Below are 16,088 nucleotides of genomic sequence, written 5' to 3'. Positions count from 1 at the left end.
TAATAGTTTTGTATAAATAAGATTGACAGACTTGTAAAGTACAATAGGAATTTCCTTTCAGTGATAAGTAGCTGTAAACCAGTTATAATTAAAGGAATCAAGATAAAAACATCTAGCCAGGTTTTTATCTCTAATTGACTGACAGTGAAACTCATCAGAGCATAGGAAGTAGATAAAGCTAGTTTTAAAGGCTTAGGAATCGATTGAAATAATTTATTTAAACTAAAGTAAGTTGACAGTCCAATCAATCCAAATTTTAAGAGAGTTGTCAGATAGACAGCATCTGGCATATTAGTTAGATCAAAAAAGTAAACTAGTGGTGAAAGGAAACTACCCAAGTAATAACTAGATAGGGCATAGAAATTCAATCCGAGGCCACTTGTAAAGGTGTAGAACAAACTACCATTTCCGTGTAGGATATTTCTTAGAGCTATATCAAAAATAACGTATTGATGAAAGCCATCTCCTAATAGTGGAGATGTATCACTATTCCAGTAGATACCTTGAGATAGATATACTCCTATCATAATGATTATGGGAATGATGAAAGAAACAAAATAGGTCCAATATGTTTTAAAAAATAATTTCATGTTACCTCATAAAATGTTAGAAAACTCAGCTGGTTAACCCAACTGAGTTTTGAAGTTTTATTTAGTCTTTCCAAAGTTCTTTAACTTTTGCTTGTACATCTGCATTTTCTAGGAATTCATCATAGGTTTCATCGATACGGTCAATGACGCCATTTTTAGACAAGACAATGATATGGTTAGCTAGAGTTTGAATAAACTCGTGGTCATGGCTGGCAAAGATGATTGATTCTTTAAAGTTTTTCAATCCATCGTTCAAGCTTGAGATAGATTCTAAGTCCAAGTGATTGGTTGGATCATCGAGTACAAGGACATTTGATTTTAAGAGCATGAGTTTTGAAAGCATGACACGAACTTTTTCTCCCCCTGACAAGACATTTACAGGTTTGTTAACCTCATCTCCAGAGAAGAGCATACGGCCAAGGAAACCGCGTAGGAAAGTGTTGTCATCTTCTTCTTTACTTGCGAATTGACGCAACCAGTCAAGGATTGACTCTCCCCCTGCAAAATCTGCCGAGTTATCTTTTGGTAAGTAAGAACGGCTAGTAGTAACTCCCCACTTGACAGTTCCTTCATAGTCAATGTCTCCCATGATTGCACGAATTAATGCAGTCGTTTGGATGTCATTCTGTCCAATAAGCGCTGTCTTATCACCTGGACGCAAGATAAAGCTGATATTATCTAAAATAGTCTCACCATCAATCTTTACAGTTAGATTTTCTACTGTTAAGAGATCATTACCAATCTCACGTTCCGCTTTAAAGTTGATAAATGGATATTTACGACTAGATGGTACAATTTCTTCAAGTTCAATCTTATCAAGCATTTTCTTACGTGATGTTGCTTGTCTTGATTTAGAAGCATTAGCAGAGAAACGAGCAACGAACTCTTGCAATTGCTTAATTTTTTCTTCTGCTTTAGCATTACGGTCTGCTAGCAATTTAGCAGCAAGCTCAGAAGATTCCTTCCAGAAGTCGTAGTTTCCGACATAGAGTTTGATTTTTCCGAAGTCAAGGTCGGCCATGTGAGTACATACTTTGTTTAAGAAGTGACGGTCGTGGGATACTACGATAACGGTGTTATCAAAGTCAATCAAGAAGTCTTCCAACCAAGTAATCGATTGGATGTCCAAACCGTTGGTAGGCTCGTCCAAAAGAAGAACATCTGGTTTACCAAAAAGTGCTTTGGCGAGGAGAACTTTAACTTTTTCACCATTTGCTAATTCGCTCATATTTTGGTAATGCAGTTCTTCTGGGATATTTAGGTTTTGAAGTAGTTGAGAGGCTTCACTTTCTGCTTCCCATCCTCCAAGCTCGGCGAACTCTCCTTCAAGTTCGGCAGCACGCACTCCATCCTCATCTGAAAAATCTTCCTTCATGTAGATAGCATCTTTCTCTTTCATGATGCTATAAAGTTTTTCATTTCCCATGATAACGACATCAATGGCACGTTCGTCTTCGTAGTCAAAGTGATTTTGACGAAGAACAGAGAGACGTTCATCTGGACCAAGAGAGATGTGACCAGTAGTAGGTTCGATATCTCCAGCTAAAATTTTTAAAAAGGTTGACTTTCCGGCACCATTAGCACCGATTAATCCGTAAGTATTTCCTTCTGTAAATTTGATATTGACATCATCAAAAAGTTTGCGATCACTAAAACGTAGTGAAACATCAGATACTGTAAGCAATGTTTTTCTCCTATATATGTAATATATTTATTCTACTAGAAAATACAGAAATATTCAAATTTTTATCTGTCAATTTTGTGTAAATTAGATTTACAATATCCTTTACACAAATCCGTAAATAGCAAGACTGATTTATTTTGAGAAATTGCGGTTATTTCATTAAAAAAATGCTATAATTGAAGGGACTATATCGAAGGAGAACAAAATGACTAAACCCATTATTTTAACAGGAGACCGTCCAACAGGAAAATTGCATATTGGACATTATGTCGGTAGTCTCAAAAATCGAGTATTGTTACAGGAAGAGAATAAGTATGATATGTTTGTGTTCTTGGCTGACCAACAAGCCTTGACAGATCATGCTAAAGACCCTCAAACAATTGTAGAGTCTATCGGAAATGTCGCTTTGGATTATCTTGCAGTTGGATTGGATCCAAGTAAGTCAACTATCTTTATTCAAAGTCAGATTCCAGAGTTGGCTGAACTATCTATGTACTATATGAATCTAGTTTCATTAGCACGTTTGGAGCGCAATCCAACAGTCAAAACAGAGATTTCTCAAAAAGGATTTGGAGAAAGTATTCCGACAGGCTTCTTGGTTTACCCAATCGCTCAAGCAGCTGACATCACAGCTTTCAAAGCCAATTATGTTCCTGTAGGAACAGATCAGAAACCAATGATTGAGCAAACTCGTGAAATTGTTCGTTCTTTTAACAATGCATATAACTGTGATGTCTTGGTAGAGCCGGAAGGTATTTATCCAGAAAATGAGAGAGCAGGGCGTTTGCCTGGTTTAGATGGAAATGCTAAAATGTCTAAATCACTCAATAATGGTATTTATTTAGCTGATGATGCGGATACTTTGCGTAAAAAAGTAATGAGTATGTATACAGATCCAGATCATATTCGAGTGGAAGATCCAGGTAAAATTGAGGGAAATATGGTCTTCCATTATCTAGATGTTTTTGGTCGTCCAGAAGATGCTAAAGAAATTGCTGATATGAAAGAACATTATCAACGAGGTGGTCTTGGTGATGTTAAGACTAAGCGTTATCTACTTGAAATATTAGAGCGTGAACTTGGTCCTATTCGTGAGCGCCGTATCGAATTTGCTAAGGATATGGGAGAAGTTTATAACATGCTTCAAAAAGGTAGTGAAAGAGCGCGTGAAGTTGCGGGTCAAACCCTATCTGAGGTTAAAGGAGCAATGGGACTTCATTACTTTAACTAAGTTTATTTTACAAGAAACTATCATTTCTATCAGGAAGAAAAGATAGTTTTTTATTTACCCCTGTAACATTTGACAAATTTTTATAGAATGGTATGATAGATACAATATAAAAAGAGTCAAGCTCAAAAAGAAAGAAAAGAGGAAACTTCGAATGTCTAATTGGGACACTAAATTTTTGAAAAAAGGTTTTACCTTCGATGATGTATTGCTTATTCCAGCTGAAAGTCATGTATTGCCTAATGATGCAGATTTAACAACTAAATTGGCAGATAATTTGACTTTAAATATCCCAATTATTACCGCTGCCATGGACACAGTAACAGAGAGTCAAATGGCCATTGCTATTGCTCGTGCAGGTGGTCTCGGAGTTATACATAAAAACATGTCAATTGCTCAGCAAGCAGACGAGGTTCGCAAGGTAAAACGTTCTGAAAATGGAGTTATTATTGATCCGTTCTTCTTGACTCCTGAACATACAATTGCTGAAGCTGATGAGCTTATGGGACGTTACCGTATCAGTGGTGTTCCAGTTGTTGAAACACTTGAAAATCGTAAATTAGTTGGTATTTTGACAAACCGAGATCTTCGTTTTATTTCAGATTATAATCAACCAATTTCAAACCATATGACCAGTGAAAATCTTGTGACTGCTCCTGTGGGTACAGATCTTGTAACGGCTGAAAGCATTCTTCAAGAACACCGTATTGAAAAACTTCCGTTGGTAGATGAAGAAGGCCGTCTTTCTGGTTTGATTACCATCAAAGATATTGAAAAAGTTATTGAGTTTCCAAATGCGGCTAAAGATGAGTTTGGTCGTCTTCTAGTTGCAGGTGCAGTAGGTGTTACTTCAGATACATTTGAACGTGCAGAGGCTCTTTTTGAGGCAGGAGCGGATGCGATTGTTATTGATACTGCGCATGGTCATTCTGCAGGTGTCTTGCGTAAAATTGCTGAGATTCGTGCTCATTTCCCAGACCGTACTTTGATTGCTGGAAATATTGCTACTGCTGAAGGTGCACGTGCTCTTTATGAAGCAGGTGTAGACGTTGTCAAGGTTGGTATTGGACCAGGTTCTATCTGTACTACTCGTGTTATTGCTGGTGTTGGTGTTCCGCAAGTAACGGCTATCTACGATGCTGCAGCTGTTGCGCGTGAATATGGTAAAACGATCATTGCTGACGGTGGAATCAAGTATTCTGGAGATATTGTAAAAGCACTTGCGGCTGGTGGAAATGCTGTTATGCTTGGATCTATGTTTGCTGGAACTGATGAAGCTCCAGGCGAAACTGAAATCTTCCAAGGACGTAAATTCAAAACTTACCGTGGTATGGGATCAATCGCTGCCATGAAGAAAGGTTCAAGCGATCGTTACTTCCAAGGCTCTGTCAACGAAGCAAACAAACTCGTTCCTGAAGGAATTGAAGGTCGTGTTGCTTATAAAGGAGCGGCAGCTGATATTGTCTTCCAAATGATTGGTGGTATTCGCTCTGGTATGGGTTACTGTGGTGCAGCTAACCTTAAGGAACTACACGATAACGCTCAATTTATTGAAATGTCTGGTGCTGGTTTGAAAGAGAGCCATCCTCATGATGTACAAATTACGAATGAGGCACCAAATTATTCTATGTGAAAAACAATGAAAAGAACTCCTGTGAAAACAGGAGTTCTTTTACGATGTTGTCAATTTTGATTTACAGCAACTTTACCATCCTGAATAGTAAAGATACTTAGATCTTCTGGCAGATTTTGAAGATGATCTAAGCTTGTTGTTGTGATAAAGGTTTGGATTGACTGAGAAATCGTTTCTAATAATTTTAACTGTCTAGTGTTGTCAAGTTCACTCATAACATCGTCAAGCAGTAATATTGGAGATTCTGTAGTAATACTTTCCATCAACTCGATTTCTGCTAATTTTATAGAAAGGACGAGACTACGATGTTGACCTTGACTTCCGAAACTAGCATCCATCCCATTTATATAAAAAGAAATGTCATCTCTATGAGGACCAACACCAGTATTCTTTTTAAATAAATCTCTGGACCTACTTTTTTCTAAAGCAATTTTGAAAGATTCTGATAAGTTTTCTTTGTCAGCTATCTTGACAGAAGATTGATAGGCTATTGACAACTCTTCAATCTGATTAGAGAGTTCAAAATGTTTCTTACGCCCAAATGATTCTAGTTTTTTTATGAAATCTAAGCGGTGATTCATCACACGACATCCATAATCGACTAGCTGATCATCTAGTACTGAAAGGAAGGTTTCATCTATTTTTTGAGCTGATTTTAGATAGGTATTTCTTTGCTTAAGGATATGGTTATAATTGGTTAAATCTGATAGATAGATGGGCTTAATTTGTCCAAGCTCCATATCAATGAATTTTCGTCGAACTGAAGGTGCTCCTTTAATTAGTTNTAAATCTTCCGGAGCAAATAAGACAACATTCATGTGTCCTACGTAATCTGAAAGTCGTGCCTGTTTTAAGTGATTAACTTTTGTCACACGCCCTTTTTGTGTTAGTTCGATTTCGAGAGGAATGGATCCCGTTTGTTTTTGAACAAGACCTGAAAGATGAAGTTGTTCCTCGTCAAAATGAATGAGATTTTTATCTGTTCGAGTCCGATGACTACGTGTTAAGGCTAAAAAATAGATAGCCTCTAACATATTTGTTTTACCTTGCGCATTGCGTCCTAAAAAGACATTCAATTTAGGGTTAAAGTCTATTTTCGTCTCTTTATAGTTACGAAAAGTCTTGAGAGATAGGTGTTGTAGCCACATGATTATCTACCAGGGAATCGTGGAGCTTGTTTGCTTTTGGTTGATGAAGTAGGTTTAGAGTTGTCTTTTTTTACTCCTTTATTCATCTCCTTGACAAGTTTAGCGATTCGTTCTTTTTCAACTTTATCAGCTTGATATTCCTCTTGCTCCTCAGAAGTAGGTTGTGTCAACAAGATGTCAATATTTATGTCAGGGATGTCAACTTTATCGCCAATACGAAGTTTTTTACCACGACGACTCTCTAATTCTCCATTAAAGTAAACAGAATGTTCAGAGAGAAATGATTTGATAGCTCCTCCGCTATGTGTAATTCCAAGTTCTTTGAGTAGTGCTTGGAGGGTAATAAATTCTTCAAATAATTTGTATTCCATAATTCACCTCAATCTTTGGTATTATACCATATTTTCCTAAAAATAGTGAGAGAAACAGGGAGAAATGTAAGCGATTTTTATTTCAAAAGTGTTACAGAGAACAAGAAAATTTCAGGTTTTCGTGATATAATAGAAGTCTGTATATAAGGAGGTCAATCATGGAGTTAGTGCATGGAATTTCAACACATTTTATCCAATCAAAAAAGTTTAAAACGAACAAAATCACCGTGCGTTTTACCGCTCCATTATCTCTTGATACGATTGCAGGTCGCATGTTGAGTGCGAGTATGCTAGAGACTGCTAATCAGATGTACCCCACTTCTCAAGATTTGAGAAGACATTTGGCCAGTCTATACGGTACAGATATGTCAACCAATTGTTTCAGAAGAGGGCAAAGTCATATTGTAGAATTTACATTTACCTATGTTCGTGATGAGTTTTTAAGTAGGAAAAATGTGCTAACTTCTCAGGTTTTGGAATTTTTAAAAGAAACTCTTTTTTCACCCGTAGTAGTTGATAATGGGTTTGATCCGGCCTTATTTGAAATTGAGAAAAAACAATTGCTAGCAAGTTTAGCATCTGATATGGATGATTCTTTTTATTTCGCACATAAAGAATTAGATAAATTATTTTTTTGTGATGAACGTCTTCAATTGGAATATAGTGATTTACGAAATCGTATTTTAGTTGAAACTCCACAAAGTTCTTATTCTTGTTTCCAAGAATTTTTGGCTAATGATCGAATAGATTTCTTTTTCCTAGGTGATTTTAATGAGGTTGAAATTCAAAATGTATTAGAATCATTTGGCTTCAAAGGTCGAGAAGGAGATGTAAAAGTTCAGTATTGTCAACCATATTCTAATATCCTTCAGGAAGGTATGGTTCGGAAAAATGTGGGACAATCCATTTTGGAATTGGGTTATCATTGCCCTTCTGAATATGGTGATGAGAAACATTTACCCATGATTGTAATGAATGGTTTACTTGGTGGATTTGCTCATTCTAAGCTCTTTACAAACGTCCGTGAAAATGCTGGATTGGCTTATACTATTTCAAGTCAGCTTGATTTATTTAGTGGATTCTTGAGGATGTATGCTGGTATCGATCAAGAAAATCGGAACCAGGCTCGTAAAATGATGAATAATCAACTGCTTGATTTAAAAAAAGGTTATTTTACAGAGCTTGAGTTAGAGCAAACAAAGGAAATGATTCGTCGGTCTCTGTTGCTTTCTCAAGATAATCAAAGTTCATTGATTGAACGTGCTTATCAAAATGCCTTGCTTGGAAAATCTTCAGCAGACTTTAAAAGTTGGATTGCAAAACTCGAGCAAGTTGACAAAGAGGCTATTTGTAGAGCAGCTAATAATGTGAAACTACAGGCGATTTACTTTATGGAAGGAATAGAATGACAAAGGTTGTTTTTGAAGAAAAATACTATCCAGCTGTAAAAGAAATGGTTTATCGAACTCGTTTGTCAAATGGATTGACAGTTGCTCTTTTGCCTAAAAAGGAATTTAAAGAGGTTTACGGGAGTGTAACTGTACAGTTTGGTTCGGTAGATACGCTTGTCACAGAAGTTGACGGATATGTAAAACAATATCCTGCAGGAATTGCTCACTTTCTTGAACATAAATTATTTGAAAGAGAAGATGCTAGCGATTTGATGTCGGCTTTTACGAGTCTAGGTGCAGATAGTAATGCCTTTACAAGCTTTACAAAGACAAGTTATCTTTTTTCAGCAACGGATCATTTTTTAGACAATTTAGACTTACTTGATGAATTGGTAACATCAGCACACTTTACTGAAGGTTCCGTTTTAAGAGAGCAGGATATTATCCAGCAAGAACGAGAAATGTATCAAGATGATCCAGATTCGTGTTTATTCTTTTCAACTTTAGCGAATTTGTATCCAGGCACACCTTTAGCAACTGATATAGTTGGCAGTGAGGAGTCCATTTCCCAAATCAATCTAACTAATTTGCAAGAAAACTTCACAAGGTTTTACAAACCTGTAAATATGTCTCTGTTTTTAGTTGGCAATTTTGATGTGGATCAAGTACAGGACTATTTTGAAAGAAAAGAACTGGAAGATTTAGATGTTCAGGAAGTAGCAAGAGAAAAGTTTGTTTTACAAGCTGTAAAGCAAACAGACAGTATGAGAATGGAAGTGTCTTCTCCTAAACTAGCGATTGGGATTAGAGGTAATCGAGAAGTTGATGAGGCGGATTGCTATCGACATCATATTTTATTAAAATTATTGTTTGCAATGATGTTTGGTTGGACTTCGGATCGTTTTCAAAAATTATATGAATCAGGTAAAATTGTTGCGTCCTTATCTCTGGAAGTTGAAGTAACAAGTCGCTTTCATTTTGTTATGTTGACAATGGATACAAAAGAGCCAGTTGCTTTATCTCATCAGTTTAGGAAGGCTATTCGTAATTTTACAAAGGATTCAGATATTACAGAGGATCATTTAGATATTATAAAAAGAGAAATGTTTGGAGAATTTTTCAGTAGCATGAACTCTCTTGAATTTATTGCAACGCAATATGATGCTTTTGGACANGGTGAGACAATCTTTGATTTACCAAAGATTTTACAGGAAATTAATTTAGAGGATGTCCTTGATGCTGGACATCATTTAATATATGATGGTGATATAGTTGATTTTACAATATTCCCATCGTAGCAACCTATCATAATAGACACTAGAAAGAAGGAATGACAAGTATGAGGAAAAAAACAATTGGTGAGGTTTTACGTTTAGCTAGAACCAACCAAGGGTTGACTCTAGAAGAATTACACAAAAAAACAGAAATTCAGTTGGATATGTTGGAGGCGATGGAAGCTGATGATTTTGATCAACTTCCTAGTCCATTTTATACTCGTTCTTTTTTACGAAAGTATGCGTGGGCAGTTGAGCTTGATGAGAGAATTGTCTTGGATGCTTATGATTCTGGGAGCATGATTACGTATGAGGAAGTAGATGTTGATGAAGACGAGTTAACAGGCAGGAGACGTTCCAGTAAGAAAAATAAGACATCATTTTTACCTTTATTTTATTTTATACTCTTTGCCCTATCGATTGTCATTTTTGTGACTTATTATGTTTGGAATTATCTCCAGACTCAACCGGAGAATTCATCTACGTCTAGTTATAGTGTAGTCCAAGCAACAAGTTCGACTAGTTCTGTAACTCCATCTTCAAGTAGTGGTTCATCAAGTAGCTCTTCGAATATTGAACCAGTTATAAGTGTATCAGGTGAAGGAAATTATGTAGAAATCGCTTATAAAACAAGTAAGGAAACCGCAAAATTGCAATTATCGGTTTCAGATGCTAGAAGTTGGGTTAGTGTTTCAGAAAGTGAGCTTGAGGGTGGTGTGACCTTATCACCGGATAATAAAAGTGCAGAAACAACAGTTTCAACAAAAAATCCTGTGACCATTACTTTAGGTGTTGTCAAAGGTGTTGCTTTAACAGTAGATAATCAGACTGTTGATTTATCGAAATTAACAGCTCAAACTGGACAAATCACTGTAACCTTTACTAGAAATTAAGGAAAAACGAATGAAAAAAGAACAAATTCCCAATCTCTTAACAATAGGTCGAATTCTCTTTATACCTATTTTTATCTTTATTTTAACGATAGGAAATTCGCTAGAAAGTCATATAGTAGCAGCTATTATATTTGCTATTGCCAGTATTACCGACTATTTAGATGGATATTTAGCTCGTAAATGGAATGTGGTCAGTAATTTTGGCAAATTTGCAGATCCTATGGCGGATAAGTTACTAGTTATGTCTGCTTTTATTATGCTGATTGAGTTAGGTATGGCTCCAGCTTGGATTGTTGCAGTGATCATCTGTCGTGAGTTGGCTGTAACAGGTTTAAGACTTTTATTAGTTGAAACTGGTGGGACAGTTTTAGCAGCAGCAATGCCTGGAAAAATTAAAACTTTTAGTCAGATGTTTGCCATTGTTTTCTTGCTATTACATTGGATTTTGCTTGGTCAAGTTCTACTTTATGTAGCCTTGTTTTTCACTATCTACTCTGGTTATGATTATTTCAAGGGTAGTGCCTATGTATTTAAAGGGACATTTGGTTCGAAATGAAATCAGTAATTGATGTAAAAAATCTTTCTTTTCGCTATAAGGAAAGTCAGGAATACTATGATGTGAAGGATATTACGTTTCACGTGAAACGTGGAGAATGGCTTTCGATTGTAGGGCATAATGGTAGTGGTAAATCAACAACGGTTCGCTTAATTGATGGCTTACTGGAAGCAGAATCCGGAGAGATTGTAATCAATGGCCAACAGTTGACTGAGGAGAATGTTTGGAGCATACGTCGTCAAATCGGTATGGTTTTTCAAAATCCAGATAATCAATTTGTTGGAGCGACTGTTGAAGATGATGTTGCCTTTGGTTTGGAAAATCAGGGACTTTCTCGTCAAGAAATGAAAAAGAGAGTGGAAGAAGCTCTGGATTTGGTTGGCATGTTGGACTTTAAAAAGAGAGAGCCAGCACGTCTATCAGGTGGCCAAAAGCAACGTGTGGCTATTGCAGGTGTTGTAGCCCTAAGACCAGCTATTTTAATCTTAGATGAAGCAACGAGTATGTTGGATCCTGAGGGACGTAGAGAACTGATTGAGACAGTAAAAGGAATTCGGAAAGACTATGATATGACGGTCATTTCCATTACACATGATTTGGAAGAAGTCGCCATGAGTGATCGTGTGTTGGTCATGAAAAAAGGGTCAATTGAATCAACTAGTAGCCCAAGAGAACTTTTCTCACGAAATGATTTGGATCAAATTGGATTAGACGATCCTTTTGCTAATCAATTAAAACATTCTTTGAGCCAGAATGGCTATGATTTGCCTGAAAATTATTTGACAGAAAGTGAGCTAGAGGATAAACTATGGGAATTGCTCTAGAAAATGTGAGTTTTACGTATCAAGGAGGGACTCCCTTAGCTTCAACAGCTTTGTCAGATGTTTCTTTGACGATTGAAGATGGTTCTTATACGGCTTTAATTGGCCACACGGGTAGTGGTAAATCAACTATTTTGCAACTCTTAAATGGTTTATTGGTGCCAAGTCAAGGGAGTGTGCGAGTTTTTGATACCTTAATCACTTCGACTTCTAAAAATAAAGATATTCGGCAAATTAGAAAACAGGTTGGTTTGGTATTTCAGTTTGCTGAAAATCAGATTTTTGAAGAAACGGTTTTGAAAGACGTCGCTTTTGGACCGCAAAATTTTGGAGTTTCTGAAGAAGATGCGGAGCAGATTGCGCGTGAGAAACTGGCTCTGGTTGGAATTGATGAATCACTTTTTAATCGTAGCCCGTTTGAGCTATCAGGTGGACAAATGAGACGTGTGGCCATTGCAGGCATACTTGCCATGGAACCAGCCATATTAGTCTTAGATGAGCCCACAGCAGGCCTAGATCCCCTGGGAAGAAAAGATCTGATGAATTTATTCAAAAAACTCCACCAGTCAGGGATGACCATTGTCTTGGTAACGCATTTGATGGATGATGTTGCTGAATATGCAAGTCAAGTCTATGTGATGGAAAAGGGACGTTTAGTTAAGGGTGGTAAACCAAGTGATATCTTTCAAGATGTTGTCTTTATGGAAGAAGTGCAGTTGGGAGTACCTAAAATTACGGCCTTTTGTAAACGATTGGCTGATAGAGGCGTGTCATTTAAACGATTACCGATTAAGATAGAGGAGTTCAAGGAGTCGCTAAATGGATAGTATGATTTTGGGGCGTTATATCCCAGGGGATTCGATTGTTCACCGATTGGATCCACGTAGCAAATTGCTTGCTATGATGTTACTGATTTTAATCGTTTTTTGGGCTAATAATCCCTTGACGAATCTAATTCTTTTTATAGCGACAGGGATATTTATTGCCTTGTCAGGAGTATCTCTTTCATTCTTTATTCAGGGCTTGAAATCTATGTTTTTCTTGATTGCCTTCACAACTATTTTTCAACTGTTTTTCATTTCTAATGGGAATGTTTTATTTGAGTTTTCGTTTGTGAGAATCACGGATTATGCTTTGCAACAAGCTGGAATTATTTTTTGTCGCTTTGTATTGATTATTTTCTTTTCAACTTTGTTAACCTTAACGACCATGCCCTTAAGTTTGGCGTCAGCTGTCGAAGCTTTATTAGCGCCTTTAAAGCGTGTGAAAGTTCCAGTCCATGAAATTGGATTGATGCTGTCCATGAGTTTGCGTTTTGTCCCAACCTTGATGGATGATACGACGCGGATTATGAATGCACAGAAAGCGCGTGGAGTTGATTTTGGAGAAGGGAGCATCGTTCAAAAGGTGAAGGCTATGATTCCCATTTTGATTCCTCTTTTTGCTACAAGTTTAAAACGTGCGGATTCCTTGGCTATTGCCATGGAAGCGCGCGGTTATCAGGGGGGAAAAGGCAGAAGTCAATACCGACAACTGAAATGGACTCGAAAGGATACACTTACTATTCTTGTTATTCTCGGACTTGGTTGTTGCTTATTTTTCTTAAAATCTTAGTTCTTTCAGGAATTGATAAAAAATTACTGTAACAGTTTCTGATATAAAGGTAGGGATATGAACCGTTTTAAAAAATCAAAATATGTCATTATTGTTTTTGTCACTGTTCTGCTTGTGTCAGCTCTCTTAGCGACGACTTATTCAAGTACAATTGTGACAAAATTAGGAGATGGAATCTCATTGGTTGATAGGGTTGTGCAAAAACCTTTTCAGTGGTTTGATTCTGTCAAATCAGATTTGGCTCATTTGACACGAACATATAACGAAAATGAAAGTTTGAAGAAACAGATTTACCAATTAGAAGTTAAATCAAATGAGGCGGAAAGTTTAAAGACGGAAAATGAACAACTGCGTCAATTGCTTGATATGAAGTCCAAGTTGCAAGCCACAAAGATTTTAGCAGCAGATGTTATTATGCGTTCTCCGGTATCTTGGAGGCAGGAATTGACCCTGGATGCAGGTAAATCAAAAGGGGCTTCTGAGAACATGTTAGCCATTGCAAATGGTGGCTTGATTGGGAGTGTCTCAAAAGTGGAGGAGAACTCTACTATGGTCAACCTTCTGACAAATACGGAAAATGCTGATAAGATTTCTGTTAAAATTCAACATGGTTCTACTACAATTTATGGAATTATTGTTGGCTATGATAAAGAAAATGAAGTTCTTAAAATTAGCCAATTAAATAGTAGTAGCGATATTAGTGCAGGCGATAAGGTGACCACTGGTGGATTAGGAAACTTTAATGTTGCTGATATTCCTGTTGGTGAAGTGGTTGCTACAACGCATAGTGCAGATTATTTGACAAGAGAAGTAACTGTTAAATTGAGTGCAGATACTCATAATGTGAGTGTGATAGAATTAGTGGGGAATTCATAATGAGACAGTTGAAGCGAGTTGGAGTATTTTTATTGCTTCCTTTCTTTGTTCTAATTGATGCCCATATTAGTCAGCTTCTGGGTTCATTCTTTCCCCATGTGCAGTTAGCTAGTCATTTTCTATTTTTATTTCTCTTATTTGAGACGATTGAAGTATCAGAGTATCTCTATTTAGCCTATTGTTTTGTAGTGGGTTTGGTTTATGACATTTACTTTTTCCACTTGATAGGGATTGCAACTCTGCTATTCGTCTTATTGGGGGCATTTCTCCATAAATTTAATAGCATTATTTTGTTGAATCGTTGGACGAGAATGTTGGCAATTATTGTCATGACTTTTCTATTTGAGATGGGAGCTTATATACTTGCAATAGTGGTAGGTTTAACTGTGGATAGTATGTCTTTGTTTATAGTCTATAGTTTAGTGCCATCAATGATTTTGAACCTTATATGGATGATTATTTTTCAGTTTATTTTTGAAAAGATTTACCTATAAGAAAGAAATAAAAATGTAACAAAGGCGTAATATTCATTAGGCCTTTTTTTGGTATACTAGTAATGTCTTTAAAAGAAGGAGTATCTACGAAATATGAAGAAAAAAATCTTAGCGTCACTTTTACTAAGTACAGTAATGATTTCTCAAGCAGCTGTTTTAACAACTGTGCACGCAGAATCGACTGATGAAAAAATTGCTGCTAAAGATAATAAAATTAGCAATTTAACAGCACAACAACAAGAAGCTCAAAAACAAGTTAACCAAATTCAGGAACAAGTTTCTGCTATTCAAACAGAGCAATCTAGTTTGCAATCTGAAAATGATAGATTACAAGCAGAATCTAAAAAGCTTGAAGGAGAAATTACAGAGCTTTCTAAAAATATTGTATCTAGAAATGATTCGTTAGAAAAACAAGCTCGTAGTGCTCAAACAAATGGAGCTGCAACAAGTTACATTAACACAATTGTAAACTCAAAATCAATTACAGAAGCAATTTCACGCGTTGCTGCAATGAGTGAAATTGTATCTGCAAACAACAAGATGTTGGAACAACAAAAGTCAGATAAAAAAGCTATTTCTGAAAAACAAGTAGCAAACAATGATGCGATTAATACAGTTATTGCGAATCAGCAAAAACTAGCTGATGATGCTCAAACATTAACTACAAAACAAGCTGAGTTGAAAGCTGCAGAATTGAATCTTGCTGCTGAAAAGGCTACTGCTGAGGGTGAAAAAGCAAGTTTGTTGGAGCAAAAAGCAGCAGCTGAAGCTGAAGCACGTGCAGCAGCAGCGGCAGAAGCGGCCTATAAGGAAAAGCAAGCCAGTCAACATCAGTCTGTTCTTGCTTCTGCAAAAACTAACTTAACAGATCAGGTACAAGCGGTATCGGAATCTGCGGTAGCACCTGTTCAATCAATAAGTCGTCCAATTTATAGCACAAATGCTTCAAGTTATCCTGTTGGACAATGTACATGGGGTGTCAAGACATTAGCTCCTTGGGCAGGTGATTATTGGGGCAACGGTGGGCAATGGGCTGCTAGTGCTGCAGCGGCAGGATTCCGTACAGGATCTACTCCACAAGTTGGAGCAATTGCTTGTTGGGATGATGGTGGCTATGGCCACGTAGCTGTTGTTACAGCTGTTGAGTCAACAACTCGTATTCAAGTTTCTGAATGTAACTATGATGGTAGCGGTACTCAACCAATTGGTAATTATCGAGGGTGGTTCAATCCAACAGCATCACGAGGTGTAGTAAGTTACATTTATCCTAATTAATGTATTGATGTCTTTGTGGTAACTGTAGTGGGTTGAAGAAAAGCTAAGATCGAGAAAGGACTAATGTTGTCCTTTCTTTTTTGATGTTCAGAGCGATAAAAATACGTTTTTTGAAGTTTTCAAAGTTTCGTAAACTAAAGGCATTTCGCTTGATAAGCTTGATGAAATTATTTGTTTCTTATAATTTTGAGTTAGAATAGGGTAACTGAAGAGCGTTGACGAAGTTCACTAATTTTATCT

At 36.8% G+C, this 16,088-nt stretch carries 16 protein-coding genes and 1 pseudogene; 12 read left to right on the top strand and 5 right to left on the bottom strand.

Annotation, left to right across the window (positions count from 1 at the left end; genetic code table 11):
• Together D8837_RS00830 and D8837_RS00825 are read right to left on the bottom strand one after the other, a co-directional pair.
• The coding region (locus D8837_RS00830) for a YfhO family protein (RefSeq protein ID WP_142998993.1) at window positions 1-590 on the bottom strand (590 nt) is incomplete at its 3' end.
• 61 nt (window positions 591-651) lie between these two features.
• Window positions 652-2,274 (bottom strand): ATP-binding cassette domain-containing protein, encoded by a 1,623-nt coding sequence (locus D8837_RS00825; protein ID WP_042751897.1) that lies wholly within the window; start codon window positions 2,272-2,274, stop codon window positions 652-654.
• Window positions 2,275-2,479: 205 nt separating this feature from the next.
• On the opposite strand from D8837_RS00825, the gene trpS reads away from it, so the two are divergent.
• Both trpS and guaB read left to right on the top strand, forming a co-directional pair.
• Complete coding sequence (gene trpS, locus D8837_RS00820) at window positions 2,480-3,505, top strand: tryptophan--tRNA ligase (protein WP_042751896.1); 1,026 nt, start codon at window positions 2,480-2,482, stop codon at window positions 3,503-3,505.
• 151 nt (window positions 3,506-3,656) lie between these two features.
• Window positions 3,657-5,135 carry an IMP dehydrogenase gene (guaB, locus tag D8837_RS00815; RefSeq protein ID WP_033682529.1) on the top strand — a complete coding sequence of 493 codons (1,479 nt, stop codon included), beginning with the start codon at window positions 3,657-3,659 and terminating at the stop codon, window positions 5,133-5,135.
• A 50-nt stretch (window positions 5,136-5,185) separates the two neighbouring features.
• Here guaB and recF read toward each other — a convergent pair whose 3' ends face one another.
• Together recF and yaaA are read right to left on the bottom strand one after the other, a co-directional pair.
• Window positions 5,186-6,283, bottom strand: a complete 1,098-nt coding sequence (gene recF, locus D8837_RS00810; protein ID WP_125455882.1) for a DNA replication/repair protein RecF — start codon at window positions 6,281-6,283, stop codon at window positions 5,186-5,188.
• Between the two features lie 2 nt (window positions 6,284-6,285).
• Complete coding sequence (gene yaaA / locus D8837_RS00805) at window positions 6,286-6,654, bottom strand: S4 domain-containing protein YaaA (protein WP_042751857.1); 369 nt, start codon at window positions 6,652-6,654, stop codon at window positions 6,286-6,288.
• Window positions 6,655-6,812: 158 nt separating this feature from the next.
• Here yaaA and yfmF point away from each other — a divergent pair, with 158 nt between their 5' ends.
• The 10 genes from yfmF to pcsB all read left to right on the top strand — a co-directional run bounded on the left by yfmF (window position 6,813) and on the right by pcsB (window position 15,848).
• Window positions 6,813-8,063: an EF-P 5-aminopentanol modification-associated protein YfmF gene (gene yfmF, locus D8837_RS00800; RefSeq protein ID WP_042751856.1), complete on the top strand. Its 1,251-nt coding sequence runs from the start codon at window positions 6,813-6,815 to the stop codon at window positions 8,061-8,063.
• Window positions 8,060-9,343 (top strand): EF-P 5-aminopentanol modification-associated protein YfmH, encoded by a 1,284-nt coding sequence (gene yfmH, locus D8837_RS00795; RefSeq protein ID WP_125455881.1) that lies wholly within the window; start codon window positions 8,060-8,062, stop codon window positions 9,341-9,343. The genes yfmF and yfmH overlap by 4 nt, the downstream gene beginning before the upstream one ends.
• A 41-nt stretch (window positions 9,344-9,384) precedes the next feature.
• Complete coding sequence (gene rodZ / locus D8837_RS00790) at window positions 9,385-10,212, top strand: cytoskeleton protein RodZ (RefSeq protein ID WP_125386271.1); 828 nt, start codon at window positions 9,385-9,387, stop codon at window positions 10,210-10,212.
• A 10-nt stretch (window positions 10,213-10,222) separates the two neighbouring features.
• Window positions 10,223-10,768 (top strand): CDP-diacylglycerol--glycerol-3-phosphate 3-phosphatidyltransferase, encoded by a 546-nt coding sequence (gene pgsA, locus D8837_RS00785; RefSeq protein WP_125386272.1) that lies wholly within the window; start codon window positions 10,223-10,225, stop codon window positions 10,766-10,768.
• Window positions 10,765-11,592, top strand: a complete 828-nt coding sequence (locus D8837_RS00780) for an energy-coupling factor ABC transporter ATP-binding protein (RefSeq protein ID WP_125455880.1) — start codon at window positions 10,765-10,767, stop codon at window positions 11,590-11,592. Before pgsA ends, D8837_RS00780 begins: the two co-directional genes overlap by 4 nt.
• Entirely contained in the window at window positions 11,577-12,416 is an 840-nt protein-coding gene (locus D8837_RS00775; RefSeq protein WP_125455879.1) for an energy-coupling factor transporter ATPase, read from the top strand. Before D8837_RS00780 ends, D8837_RS00775 begins: the two co-directional genes overlap by 16 nt.
• On the top strand, window positions 12,409-13,203 hold the full coding sequence (locus D8837_RS00770) for an energy-coupling factor transporter transmembrane component T family protein (protein ID WP_061589679.1): 795 nt from the start codon (window positions 12,409-12,411) through the stop codon (window positions 13,201-13,203). The genes D8837_RS00775 and D8837_RS00770 overlap by 8 nt, the downstream gene beginning before the upstream one ends.
• Window positions 13,204-13,260: 57 nt before the next feature.
• Window positions 13,261-14,079, top strand: a complete 819-nt coding sequence (gene mreC, locus D8837_RS00765) for a rod shape-determining protein MreC (RefSeq protein WP_125455878.1) — start codon at window positions 13,261-13,263, stop codon at window positions 14,077-14,079.
• Window positions 14,079-14,573 (top strand): rod shape-determining protein MreD, encoded by a 495-nt coding sequence (mreD, locus tag D8837_RS00760; RefSeq protein ID WP_125455877.1) that lies wholly within the window; start codon window positions 14,079-14,081, stop codon window positions 14,571-14,573. Before mreC ends, mreD begins: the two co-directional genes overlap by 1 nt.
• Window positions 14,574-14,666: 93 nt before the next feature.
• The gene (gene pcsB / locus D8837_RS00755) at window positions 14,667-15,848 is read left to right on the top strand and encodes a peptidoglycan hydrolase PcsB (RefSeq protein WP_125455876.1); all 1,182 of its coding nucleotides are present in this window, start codon (window positions 14,667-14,669) and stop codon (window positions 15,846-15,848) included.
• A 43-nt stretch (window positions 15,849-15,891) separates the two neighbouring features.
• Here the strand turns inward: pcsB and D8837_RS00750 are convergent.
• Window positions 15,892-16,068, bottom strand: a pseudogene (locus D8837_RS00750) (transposase); the annotation flags it as partial.
• Window positions 16,069-16,088 lie beyond the last annotated feature (20 nt).

This window comes from Streptococcus mitis (assembly GCF_003942965.1).
In the GTDB taxonomy this organism is placed as follows: Bacteria; Bacillota; Bacilli; order Lactobacillales; family Streptococcaceae; genus Streptococcus; species Streptococcus mitis_BH.
Note: the sequence above shows the minus strand (reverse complement) of the source record. Positions and strands in the feature narration are given on the sequence as shown.

What these genes read in the sequence shown, in the direction of transcription:
- rodZ (WP_125386271.1), top strand. Translation starts at nt 9,385, where the DNA reads ATGAGGAAAAAAACAATTGGTGAGGTTTTACGTTTAGCTAGAACCAAC.
- D8837_RS00775 (WP_125455879.1), top strand. Translation starts at nt 11,577, where the DNA reads ATGGGAATTGCTCTAGAAAATGTGAGTTTTACGTATCAAGGAGGGACT.
- guaB (WP_033682529.1), top strand. Translation starts at nt 3,657, where the DNA reads ATGTCTAATTGGGACACTAAATTTTTGAAAAAAGGTTTTACCTTCGAT.
- yfmF (WP_042751856.1), top strand. Translation starts at nt 6,813, where the DNA reads ATGGAGTTAGTGCATGGAATTTCAACACATTTTATCCAATCAAAAAAG.
- yaaA (WP_042751857.1), bottom strand. Translation starts at nt 6,654, where the DNA reads ATGGAATACAAATTATTTGAAGAATTTATTACCCTCCAAGCACTACTC.
- D8837_RS00780 (WP_125455880.1), top strand. Translation starts at nt 10,765, where the DNA reads ATGAAATCAGTAATTGATGTAAAAAATCTTTCTTTTCGCTATAAGGAA.
- pcsB (WP_125455876.1), top strand. Translation starts at nt 14,667, where the DNA reads ATGAAGAAAAAAATCTTAGCGTCACTTTTACTAAGTACAGTAATGATT.
- D8837_RS00770 (WP_061589679.1), top strand. Translation starts at nt 12,409, where the DNA reads ATGGATAGTATGATTTTGGGGCGTTATATCCCAGGGGATTCGATTGTT.
- mreD (WP_125455877.1), top strand. Translation starts at nt 14,079, where the DNA reads ATGAGACAGTTGAAGCGAGTTGGAGTATTTTTATTGCTTCCTTTCTTT.
- pgsA (WP_125386272.1), top strand. Translation starts at nt 10,223, where the DNA reads ATGAAAAAAGAACAAATTCCCAATCTCTTAACAATAGGTCGAATTCTC.
- mreC (WP_125455878.1), top strand. Translation starts at nt 13,261, where the DNA reads ATGAACCGTTTTAAAAAATCAAAATATGTCATTATTGTTTTTGTCACT.
- trpS (WP_042751896.1), top strand. Translation starts at nt 2,480, where the DNA reads ATGACTAAACCCATTATTTTAACAGGAGACCGTCCAACAGGAAAATTG.